Source organism: Nitrincola schmidtii (genome assembly GCF_008973715.1).
GTDB classification, from domain to species: Bacteria; Pseudomonadota; Gammaproteobacteria; order Pseudomonadales; family Balneatricaceae; genus Nitrincola; species Nitrincola schmidtii.
Genome location: NZ_WBOL01000008.1, coordinates 150,700 through 161,668, shown reverse-complemented (window position 1 = coordinate 161,668; position 10,969 = coordinate 150,700). Strand labels below are relative to the sequence as shown.

The following is a 10,969-nucleotide window of genomic DNA, read 5'->3' as shown; positions in this document are numbered from 1 at the left end:
AAGCCGATACGCTAGAGAAACTTGAACAACTCTTGCCATGGAATGCACCGCTAGAGAAGACTTCGAAAAAAGTGACTCAGTACAGCTAGGGGTAGAGTGCTGATTTATTGGCACTTACTGTTCAAGCCTCGACTTGAAGACATTATTAACCCCAATCATGCCTTGGTTCGTTTAGCTTCAGTCATTGATTGGGAAAGGCTGGATATAGAATTAGGTCAACATTTTGCAACGGTGGGTGCAGCTGCACTTCCGACACGATTGATGGCGGGGTTGATGTATCTACAACACCTGCATAACTTGTCAGATGAAGCGCTGTTAGATCAGTGGCTAGAGTCACCTTACTACCAGTACTTCTGTGGTGAAACTTTCTTTCAGCACCAATTTCCATGCCATCCAACTAGCTTGGTTAAATGGCGCCAACGCCTTGGCGAAGAAGGTTGTGAATGGTTGTTAACGGAAACGATCAATGCCGGTTTAAAGTTAAAAGTGATTAAACCTTCCAGCTTAAAACGTGTGATTGTTGATACCACCGTTCAAGAGAAGAATATTGCTTTTCCCACAGATGCTAAGCTCTATCACAAATCGCGGCAGCTTCTGGTGGCTATAGCTCATGATCATAGCATCACGCTACGACAAACCTATGATAAAGCTTGTCAGGATCTGATGCCTAAGATCGGACGTTATGGTCATGCAAAACAATACAAGCGAATGAAGAAAGCGATCAAGCAAGTCAAAGGCTTTCTTGGTCGAGTGGTTCGTGACTTGGAGCGTCAGTTGATAGCAAAAGGGATTCAGCTGACACCCAAACAACAAAATACCTTACAGCAAGCAAGGGAGTTGCTACTGCAGACACGCAAAAGTAAAAACAAGATTTACAGCTTGCATGAGCCTTTAGTGGACTGTATTTCCAAGGGAAAAGCCCATAAACGTTATGAGTTTGGCGTTAAAGCCAGTATTGCTGTGACCGCAAAAGAGTCCTTCATCATTGGCGCCAGAGGCTACCCTGGCAACCCCTATGATGGCCATACATTGGCGGATCAACTTCAGCAAGTGGAAACACTGACGGGTAAAAAGCCAGAATACTGCTTTGTGGATAGAGGCTATCGTGGTTCAGGTGTTAGCGACATTCAAGTGCTCATCGCAGGGCAAAAACGCGGTGTGCCCCATAAAGAAAAACGTTGGATGGGACGGCGTAACAGTGTAGAGCCGATTATTGGGCATCTGAAATCGGATGGCAAAATGAAACGGTGCTTTCTTAAAGGAGTTCTGGGTGATGCACTCAATGTCATACTGAGCGCCTGTGGTCAAAATCTACGGAAGCTACTGCGGTGGCTTTATTTTGCACCTAATAGACCAGCGTTATTACTAAAAATATTACTGAATAGCTTGGCAAATAATTTTAAGTTGGATTTAAATCATGTGGCGCTTCAGGCTTGAAACGCCATTTTTCAGGGTCGACTCGTTAAACTTTCAAATTGCGAAAATTGAGTCCAACAGTGTTCAGAAAAGATGGCTTTCGCTTCTTTTGCTTCTCATGGGGAGAAGCAAGAATGCATGTTCATGTTTTGTCCTCAGAAGACGAGGCTATGTTGTGGTTAGAGCCTGAAATAGCCTTGTCGAGATCTTTCGGCTATTCTGATAAGCATCTTAATCGTATTCAACAATTGGTTCAGGAGCACGAATATGAGATCGTCAGTGCTTGGCAAAAACACTTTAAAGACTGAATTGACCAATAATCTTTGAAGGCAAAGACTACAAATATCTAAAGTCATATTCATGCCAGCTACTCTCTATTCCTTCCGCCGTTGCCCCTACGCCATGCGTGCTCGTTTGGCGATTTCCTATTGCTTACCCAAGCACGCTGTTGACTTAAGAGAGGTGGTGCTAAGGGATAAACCTGCTTCCTTAATCAACATTAGTCCTAAAGCAACGGTCCCGGTATTGCTGTTAGAAGGTGGTCAAGTGCTCGAAGAAAGCCTAGATATCATGCAGTATGCGCTTTCCACTCATCCTGATCTAGAAAAGGCGTTACTGCCTGAGTCTTTAAAAGTCGACATATTTAGCCTAATTAAGGTGAATGATGGCGACTTTAAGTGTGCATTAGATCGTTATAAATATGCTGACCGATATGAACAGAGCCAAACCTATTATCGTGAAAAGGGTGAGGTCTTTTTAGGCGCGTTAAATGAGCGATTGAACAGTCATCGTTATTTAATGGGCGACGAGATGACCTTGGCGGATTTAGCTATTTTTCCTTTTGTTCGACAGTTTGCTCATGTTGATAAACTTTGGTTTGAAGCAAGCCAATATACGGCACTCATTCAATGGCTTAATCACTGGCTTGTGTCTGATCTGTTTATCAGCATCATGACCAAATATCCGCAATGGCAGGAAGGCGATGAGCCTGTTTATTTTCCTTAGATAAAACCACAGTCACTATCATTCTTGAATTCACCACTAAAACCGCTACCTTTAAAGGAGATTCAGTCGGTATTAAAACAATGCACGTGTCATGCGCGTGATACCAGCGTTAATCTTCACAAGGAGTGAAATCCATGACAACTCAATTCAGAAACCTGATTTTTGAAGGCGGCGGTGTAAAAGGAATTGCTTACATCGGAGCTATGCAGATTCTTGAAAACCGTGGCGTATTGCAAGATATTCACCGAGTCGGAGGCTGCAGTGCGGGTGCGATTAATGCACTGATCTTTGCGTTGGGTTATACCCTGCATGAGCAGAAAGAAATCCTGCAGGCTACCGATTTTAACCAGTTTATGGATGATTCTTGGGGGGTTATTCGAGATATCCGTCGACTGGCTAAAGACTTTGGCTGGCACAAGGGCGACTTTTTTAATTCCTGGGTAGGCGATTTAATTCATCGTCGTCTGGGTAATCGCCGAGCTACGTTCAAAGATCTGCAAAACGCGAAACTCCCTGATCTTTATGTGATAGGCACTAACCTCTCCACGGGTTTTGCAGAGGTTTTTTCCGCTGAAAGACATCCCAATATGGAGCTGGCAACAGCGGTTCGTATTTCCATGTCGATACCACTTTTCTTTGCAGCTGCGCGTCATGGTGATCGACAGGATGTGTATGTTGATGGGGGTGTACAGCTTAACTACCCGATCAAGCTGTTTGATCGAGCGCGTTATATTGACCTCGCCAAAGATCCGGGTGCTGCTCGCCACACGGGTTATTACAATAAAGAGAATGCTCGTTTTCAGCTTGAGCGACCGGGCCATAGTCCTTATGTGTACAATCGCCAAACATTAGGATTGCGTCTTGACAGTCGTGAAGAGATAGCGCTGTTTCGTTACGACGAACCTCTTCAGGGTAAACCGATTAAGTCGTTCACTGACTACGCTCGACAACTTTTTGGTGCGCTGATGAACGCACAAGAAAACATGCATCTGCACGGCGATGACTGGCAGCGCACGGTGTATATAGACACATTGGATGTCAGTACAACGGATTTCAATCTTTCCGACGCAAGGAAGCAAGCTCTGATCGAGCAGGGGATAGATGGCACCGAAAATTATTTCGAGTGGTTTGATAATCCGTCAGAGAAGCCTGTGAATAAAGTGGAGTAATCTATATTACTTCCGACGCTGCTCCTATGCCATGCTTGCGCGTTTGGCTATTTCCTAATGCTAAAACGCCTTTGTTGCCTAAGTTTGTATAATTGATGTAGTAATTTTTGAATCCTATCCAGAGGGGTAAGTGGTTCTCAATTCAGAATATTGTCGGTTTACCTGAACACAGCGATCGCCGTTTAGGTAATTGAAAAATGTAGGACTTGATGATAACTTTTCAGAATATTCAGAAAAAGTGTTTTATATCCGCTTTATCTGCAACGATGACTACTTAGGGCTTTTGCTTATGAAGCGCTACAAACTCACTTCCTACGACAATGCCAGCCCTGCAACCCGTGAAGTTTATAACGACTTTATGCGCACGACCGGTTCGACTACAGTACCCATCTGGCTACAAAGTCTCGGTCACAGTTCGGCACTGGCCCATGCCTACTGGGAACGAGCAAAAGGGACGCTGTTTGCAGGCTATCTCCCACTGTCGCTTAAGGAAATGATCGTCTTTGTGGTATCGGCTCGCAACGGTGCCCGCTATTGCTCAGCCTGTCACGCGCAGAACGTGCTTAGTCTGGACAAGAGGTTGAGCTTTGTTGACCTTCATGATTTCTTGCACTCAGAGGAGGGCGGGTGTCTTCCTACCTATTATAGTGCAGTTGTGGCATTCGCAGAGAAGGTTGCTATTGACGCTAATGGTGTCTCAGATGAGGATTTTGAACTCCTCATGGATGCGGGCTTCACCCGTGAGGAAGTATGCGAAATTATCGCCGTAATAGACATGGCAACAATGTTCAACGTCTACACAAGCACGCTGCAGCTTGATCTAGACCCGCAGTATGAAGCTATCCTGTGAGTTGTGGGTCTATGAATGTTGGCAATCACTGGAATGATCTAACTGCACAGCAGCTCGTTCGCTATGATGCTCTTTTCGAATTACTGGGTGTACTTCAACTTGACGATGAGCTTGATCGTATTGCCGGTGAAGTCGCTCGGCGCTTTAAGTACTTCGCCAATGTAGCAAGTTGGCGTTTGCTAGTCGAAAATGGAACTCGCAGCTTCCTCATCATGGACGGCTCACGTGGCGAAGCACGAGTGAGTGAAGCTGATGACTTGTCTTGCTGGGATGCATTTCATTACCAGAACCGGCGCCCTTGCCGGATTCAGCTTGAGTCGTTTGTCGATCTACCGGCACCACCAGAGCATCTTGTTGGTAAAGGTATTCGGGAGATTGAGGTCATTCCCTTCATTCGCAACCATCAATGTCGAGGGATCTTGTCGTTGGCATCACGTCATGTTCCCTTCACCGAGCTAGATAATCGGTTCATCCGCATATTCGGCAGTTTTCTGGCCGACCGAGTTTCCGACATATTATTAAGACGCGAAGCGACTGCTGCATTGCTCGACAGAGCGTCACATGACGCACTAACAGGTCTTCCAAACCGAGCCAGCATTCTCGAACGTGTCGAGGGGCAATTTAGCCTTGCCGCTCGGACCGGTGAACCGCTCTCTGTGATCATTGCAGACATTGATCATTTCAAGCTGATCAATGACACTCACGGTCACCAGTCGGGAGACGCAGCACTGTGCGAAATTGCGCAATGCATGCGCACAGTTACCCGCGATGGTGAAAGCCTTGGGCGTTACGGTGGCGAAGAGTTTCTGTTTGTTCTTTACCCCTGCAGCCTTGAGCAAGCCGTCCTTGCTGCTGAGCGCATACGTCGGGCAGTAAGTCAGACTAAGATTGCGCTTCCTGATCTTCCTGATGGACTTAACGTTACAGTGAGTCTAGGTCTAGCTACCACTTTTCAACACCCAGATGAGCGTGTTGAACAGCTTCTGAAACGTGCGGACACCGCTTTGTACCGTGCCAAGAGAGAAGGGCGCAATAGGGTATGCGCATCTGACTGAATGGGTTTAAGCTTGTTGTTATTACCTGTGGTTTGATAATCCGTCAGTGACGCCTGTGAATAGAGTGGAGTAATCACTCTTCTGGTTGGTAATCGTCCGGGGTCCTTCTGCGCCCTTGGCAACCACCAAGTCCAGATAGTCACTTAACGCCTCGTGCTTCATGTGCGAATGATGATGTTGAGGGTTACCTGTTTTCAGAAGTAACCCTCAGTGTGTTGAATACTATGCGACCAGTAATTCTTTTCGAACAATTTCAGCCCCCGCCGCCAACGCATTTAGCTTTCCTGTAGCGACTTCTCTAGGCAAAGGTGCCATACCACAGTTGGTGCAAGGGTAAAGTTTATCCGCATCGACATACTGCAGCGCTTTTCTTAAGGTATTCGCCACTTCTTCAGGTGTTTCGATGCGATGATTAGCCACATCAATCGCGCCGACCATCACTTTTTTGCCACGGATCAGTTCCAGTAGTTCCATCGGAACATGCGAGTTGTGACATTCCAGCGAGATGATATCGATATTGGATTGTTGTAGTTTGGGGAAAACCTCTTCATATTGTCGCCATTCTGAGCCTAGGGTTTTTTTCCAGTCGGTATTGGCTTTAATGCCATAGCCGTAGCAGATATGCACGACGGTTTCGCATTTCAATCCTTCGATGGCTCTTTCCAGACAGGCGATACCCCACGCATTGACCTCCTCAAAAAAGACGTTGAAGGCGGGTTCATCAAATTGAATGATATCTACACCAGCCGCTTCTAACTCTTTGGCTTCTTCGTTCAGAATTTTGGCAAATTCCCACGCCAGTTTTTCACGGCTTTTATAATGATCATCATAAAGCGTGTCGATCATGGTCATGGGGCCAGGTAGCGCCCATTTGATCGGTTGTGTGGTTTGTTGTCGAAGAAACTTGGCATCTTCAACAAACACCGATTTTTGTCGGGAGACTGGGCCGACAACAGTGGGCACGCTGGCATCATAGCGGTTACGTATTCTGACGGTTTCACGCTTTTCAAAATCCACACCATTCAGGTTTTCGATAAAGGTGGTAACAAAGTGCTGGCGTGTTTGCTCGCCATCGCTGACGATAACGATCCCGGCGTGTTGTTGTTCCTGTAATGACAGACGCAACGCATCCTGTTTGCCGTGGTTCAGCTCTTCACCTTCCAGCTTCCAAGGTGACCAGAGGGTTTCTGGTTGGGCCAGCCAAAGAGGTTTGGGTAAGCTGCCTGCGGTGGATGTGGGTAATAGTGTTTTCATCATAAATGCTCTTATCTTTCTATTAATTGGCGGATAAATTAAGCGTAGTTAGCTGACCATCTTTCCAATATCGTGCGGTAGGGTTTGATAAAGTGTTCTTCTGCAAACTTGCCTTGTGAGACCGCTAATTGGCTGCGTTCTTCCCGGTCATAGACGATCTGAGTGACGGAATGATCGGTGTTTTTTAGATTCGGTCGATAGCATTTTCCAGCCACGGCATTGGCGTTATAAATTTCAGGTCGATAGATCTTTTGAAAGGTTTCCATGGTGCTGATGGTGCTAATCAACTCCAGATTGGTGTAATCATTCAGCAGGTCACCGACAAAATAAAACGCAAAGGGCGCAACACTGTTTGGCGGCATAAAATAGCGAACCTCCAACCCCATTTTTTTGAAGTAGCGTTCAGTCAAGGAGGATTCGTTGGGTTGGTATTCCACACCTAATACCGGATGTTGATTTTCCGTGCGGTGATAGGTTTTGTTATCTGATACGCTTAAACAGATGACCGGTGGTTTTTTAAAGTGTTGTTGATAAGCGTCTGAATTGACGAAACTTTGGAACAGCTTGCCATGCAGATCGCCAAAGTTTTCTGGAATGCTGAATTTGTTTTGCTGTTTATTATGATCAAGCAGCAATACGCTAAAATCATAATCCCTAACGTAAGAGGAAAAATTGTTGCCGACAATCCCTTCAATGCGTTCCTGAGTGTGATGATCAATAATGTTGGTTTTCAATACTTCAATGCTGGGAAAAGGCTCAGCTTGACCGGCCACTTCCAAATCGACCGAAATGATTTCCAGCTCGACAGAGAAGCGATCGGCGTTGGGGTTGTCCCAATGCGCTAATGCATTAAAGCGATTATCAATCATCCTTAATGCGTTGCGTAAGTTCTGCTGACGATATTCACCTCTGGCCAAGTTAGCGAAATTGGTGGTGGCGCGGGTGGTTTCTGATGGCTGATAATGTTCGTCTAAACGAATGCTCTTAATACTGAAACTAAAATTGTTATTCATGATGCGTTGGTACCTCATTAACCTGTTTGTTAGGCAAAAGCTGAATCTTTCCTTTGTCATGGCCAAGCCCGAAGGCGATGGGTAAGTTATACGCTTATTTTAAAATGAATAAAATTGATATAATTTCAGGTTTTTATGTGAAATATTCATCTGTGATTATGTTTGGTTTGATATGCTGTTTCAGATAGTTTTTTTAGGATGAAGTGTTGTGGCCTTGAACTCATGTAACCTGACGTTACGTTCCTATACTGGTGATGTTGCCAATCACGCGCATGACTTTCATCAGTTGGTGCTACCCATTACGGGTACTTTGCATCTGAATGTGAATCATGTGGAAGGCCAAGCTCAGGGTAATCAGGTGGCGATTGTTGCGGCAGGTAACGATCATCTGTTTTACGCGCCAAGCAACAACGCTTTTCTGGTTGTGGACGCACCGGTTGAAACAGCAGTGATGCTTGAAAGGTTGCCTGCGTTCCTGACGTTGGATCAGGGTTTACAACACTACACACAGTTCTTATATCAACAATGCTTACTGAATCAGACAGGGACTTATCAGACCACTGAAAAGCAAATGATTCAGTTATTCCTTGATCTGTTAATGCAACGTTTTAGTCTGTCGGTGCAGTTAGATCGGCGCATTCTGTTGGCGAAAACCTACCTGGATGAACGTTTTGATCAAACTGTTTCAATTGCTCAGGTGGCAAGAGCATCACATCTAAGCACTCGGCAACTCAATACCTTGTTCAAGCGTGAGATGGGTCAGTCACCTCAAGAGTATCTTCTATACACGAGGATGGAACGGGCTAAACAGCTTCTGATGACAACGAGCTTAAGAGTGCAACAGGTTGCTGAAAAAGTCGGCTACACTAATTTAGCTGCATTTAGTGATCGCTTTAAGCAGGTTTTTGGGTATTCGCCACGGTACTTTCGTGACAAGACCAAAGAAGATTTCGCGCAAAGACCAAAGAAGAGTGCTGAATTAGCAAAGACGCTTTACTAGAAGCGCTTTACACTTAATCTTTTTTGGATTGAGTTTCCTGATGACATCTATCAACACAGCCACTCTGATCGGCTCTATTTCTGTTTTTCTATGGGGCACACTGGCGCTGCTCACGCGAATGACCGACGGAGCCATTCCTGAATTTCAGATGATGGCGATGACCTTTACCATTGCGTTTCTATTGATGTCTGTTCGCTGGATAGCGCAGAAGCGCTCAGGTTTGCGCTATCTTCGCCAGCCCGTCGCGGCTTGGGTGATTGGTGTCGCGGGTCTGTTTGGTTATCACTTCGTCTATTTCAAAGCTATGACCTTAGCACCGGCGGTTGAAGTTAGCTTGCTCGCTTACCTGTGGCCGTTGTTGATCGTTATTTTTAGCGCCTTGTTACCAGGCGAAAAGCTACGCGCTGTGCATTTGATTGGTGCGTGTTTGGCGTTAATCGGTTGTTGGACTCTGATCGGTCGTAATCACCAAGGTTTTCAGCCGCAGTATATGGATGGTTATCTACTCGCCTTGTGCTGCGCATTGATTTGGTCAAGCTATTCGGTGCTCAGTCGACTCGTCAAAGCAGTGCCAACCGATGCCGTGGGTTGGTTTTGTTTGGCTACCGCTATTCTTGCGTTTATCTGTCATCTGATTTTAGAGGAAACCGTCTGGCCCAGTGGCTGGATGCAATGGGTGGGTATTATCGGACTGGGGTTAGGACCGGTTGGTATCGCTTTCTTTACCTGGGATTACGGTGTCAAGCATGGCAATTTACAGCTACTCGGAACGCTAGCTTATAGTGCCCCGTTAATTTCTGTGGTGCTGTTAGTGCTGGCAGGGGAAAGTGAAGCAAGCTGGACACTCTTTTATGCCAGTATCGCGATAGTGAGTGGGTCGTTGATTGCGGGTAGAAAGGGGAAAGTCTCTGAGATAAATGAAAAAGCGCCCACAGTGTGAGCGCTAAATTCGTAACCTATATAAAAACCTAGGCTGTTTTTTCAATCCGCGTAAAATCTAGCGTGTTTTCTGGGGGTGTCCCTGTAATAGAAAACACCTCTTTACGTTTCGAGATCATGATGTAGACAAAGCTGGCAAAGTAGATGGCGATGACCAGTGCTCCGACCCATTGAATTCTTAAGAAATCCAGTTGGAACAAAGCAGTGAGTCCACACATGGCGATAAAGTTACCGACTAGGTATTTTCCCATGCCTATGTGACGGGGTGCCAGTTTCAAGTTTTCTGAATAGAGTCGAATCAACGAATCCAGTGAGTTGATCACCATTAAAATACCGACTGAAATCATGGCGAAGTTGATCCAAGTACTGATCGACAGATCTTCAGCATGATAGTGGTACAACACGGTAAACCAAGTGCCTATCGCCGCTGATGGGAAGATCAGCATAGCCAACATCAACTGCCAGGTTTTCAGCCCGCTGACGAAGCGAGCGGTGAACTGACCGATCATGATGCTCCAGGCAAACCACCAGTAAAGATAAAACTCATGGTAATCATTCAAGGGTAAGATGAAATGATGCAAATTGGTGAAGTATTCAGTGATCAGCGCTGCGGTTATAAAGAAGTCTTTTGGACTGCCTTCACCCGTTAAGAAGGCACTGCTCCACATCATCGCAATTAACAACATAAACAGTACGGAAGAGCCCAAGCTTAATATACGAACATATTTAAAGTCGCTGCTTGAGTAGACCGCGGCTGCAATGCAAGCCAACACAATCAGATAGAAGATTGGAATGACACTTTCACCGTCTCCTAGTTGAGGTAAGTACCAAGGAAGATTGACGAGTAGTAAGAAGGCGGTAAAGGCACAGGTGCCGATGATGACCGCATTATTCACCCATTTGACCATTCTTATCTGAAAGAACTGGACTTTAGGTTCGATAATGCAAAAGTAAAAGCAGGTTAGGAAATAGAAGCCCCAGATTAGAAAACCCCAAAAACCAAACTCGATCGCCAGAGGGTTAGCAAATCCATATTCAGGGCTTTCCGCTAGATCTGCATACCCACCAAACTCGGTGAGGGGAAACATGATGAGTCCGACATCTAAGCCGGAGGTAAACAAAATTGCGATAAAGGTCACGGTTGAAACAGGTGTCACACCGATACATCGAATGTTCCACCACTTGATAAGCACCACCACAACGGCGGCGAGGGTAAATAGCATACCCATGGATAACCAGAGTGTCATAGGCGCCTCCGGTAACGACAG

At 45.8% G+C, this 10,969-nt stretch carries 11 protein-coding genes; 8 read left to right on the top strand and 3 right to left on the bottom strand.

All coding sequences use genetic code 11. From position 1 onward, the window contains the following. Positions 1–96: 96 nt before the first annotated feature. The 6 genes from F7R24_RS09005 (at position 97) to F7R24_RS08980 (ending at position 5,495) form a co-directional block, all read left to right on the top strand. On the top strand, positions 97–1,437 hold the full coding sequence (locus F7R24_RS09005; protein WP_151670916.1) for an IS5 family transposase: 1,341 nt from the start codon (positions 97–99) through the stop codon (positions 1,435–1,437). Positions 1,438–1,496: 59 nt separating this feature from the next. Continuing rightward, the gene (locus F7R24_RS09000) at positions 1,497–1,724 is read left to right on the top strand and encodes a DUF4160 domain-containing protein (protein WP_276613248.1); all 228 of its coding nucleotides are present in this window, start codon (positions 1,497–1,499) and stop codon (positions 1,722–1,724) included. Positions 1,725–1,776: 52 nt separating this feature from the next. Next, positions 1,777–2,421, top strand: coding sequence for a glutathione S-transferase (locus F7R24_RS08995; RefSeq protein ID WP_151670914.1), 645 nt, complete (start codon positions 1,777–1,779; stop codon positions 2,419–2,421). Between the two features lie 134 nt (positions 2,422–2,555). Then, positions 2,556–3,590, top strand: a complete 1,035-nt coding sequence (locus tag F7R24_RS08990) for a patatin-like phospholipase family protein (protein ID WP_151670913.1) — start codon at positions 2,556–2,558, stop codon at positions 3,588–3,590. Between the two features lie 190 nt (positions 3,591–3,780). Next, positions 3,781–4,440, top strand: coding sequence for a carboxymuconolactone decarboxylase family protein (locus F7R24_RS08985; protein ID WP_151670912.1), 660 nt, complete (start codon positions 3,781–3,783; stop codon positions 4,438–4,440). 11 nt (positions 4,441–4,451) lie between these two features. Further along, positions 4,452–5,495, top strand: coding sequence for a GGDEF domain-containing protein (locus F7R24_RS08980; protein WP_151670911.1), 1,044 nt, complete (start codon positions 4,452–4,454; stop codon positions 5,493–5,495). A 222-nt stretch (positions 5,496–5,717) separates the two neighbouring features. Here F7R24_RS08980 and F7R24_RS08975 read toward each other — a convergent pair whose 3' ends face one another. Beyond that, positions 5,718–6,749, bottom strand: a complete 1,032-nt coding sequence (locus tag F7R24_RS08975) for a methionine synthase (RefSeq protein ID WP_151670930.1) — start codon at positions 6,747–6,749, stop codon at positions 5,718–5,720. Between the two features lie 38 nt (positions 6,750–6,787). Next, a complete protein-coding gene (locus tag F7R24_RS08970; RefSeq protein WP_151670910.1) occupies positions 6,788–7,762 on the bottom strand; it encodes a DUF1852 domain-containing protein in 975 nt (324 codons plus the stop codon). A 208-nt stretch (positions 7,763–7,970) separates the two neighbouring features. Here F7R24_RS08970 and F7R24_RS08965 point away from each other — a divergent pair, with 208 nt between their 5' ends. Both F7R24_RS08965 and yddG read left to right on the top strand, forming a co-directional pair. Then, positions 7,971–8,762 carry an AraC family transcriptional regulator gene (locus F7R24_RS08965; RefSeq protein ID WP_151670909.1) on the top strand — a complete coding sequence of 264 codons (792 nt, stop codon included), beginning with the start codon at positions 7,971–7,973 and terminating at the stop codon, positions 8,760–8,762. Between the two features lie 40 nt (positions 8,763–8,802). Next, positions 8,803–9,702 (top strand): aromatic amino acid exporter YddG, encoded by a 900-nt coding sequence (gene yddG, locus F7R24_RS08960; RefSeq protein ID WP_151670908.1) that lies wholly within the window; start codon positions 8,803–8,805, stop codon positions 9,700–9,702. A 28-nt stretch (positions 9,703–9,730) separates the two neighbouring features. Here yddG and F7R24_RS08955 read toward each other — a convergent pair whose 3' ends face one another. After that, positions 9,731–10,948, bottom strand: a complete 1,218-nt coding sequence (locus tag F7R24_RS08955; RefSeq protein WP_151670907.1) for a BCCT family transporter — start codon at positions 10,946–10,948, stop codon at positions 9,731–9,733. Positions 10,949–10,969: the final 21 nt, after the last annotated feature.

Coding starts and splice junctions, on each gene's coding strand:
- F7R24_RS08995 (WP_151670914.1), top strand. CDS start 1,777: ATGCCAGCTACTCTCTATTCCTTCCGCCGTTGCCCCTACGCCATGCGT.
- F7R24_RS08990 (WP_151670913.1), top strand. CDS start 2,556: ATGACAACTCAATTCAGAAACCTGATTTTTGAAGGCGGCGGTGTAAAA.
- F7R24_RS08980 (WP_151670911.1), top strand. CDS start 4,452: ATGAATGTTGGCAATCACTGGAATGATCTAACTGCACAGCAGCTCGTT.
- F7R24_RS08975 (WP_151670930.1), bottom strand. CDS start 6,749: ATGAAAACACTATTACCCACATCCACCGCAGGCAGCTTACCCAAACCT.
- F7R24_RS08970 (WP_151670910.1), bottom strand. CDS start 7,762: ATGAATAACAATTTTAGTTTCAGTATTAAGAGCATTCGTTTAGACGAA.
- yddG (WP_151670908.1), top strand. CDS start 8,803: ATGACATCTATCAACACAGCCACTCTGATCGGCTCTATTTCTGTTTTT.
- F7R24_RS08955 (WP_151670907.1), bottom strand. CDS start 10,948: ATGACACTCTGGTTATCCATGGGTATGCTATTTACCCTCGCCGCCGTT.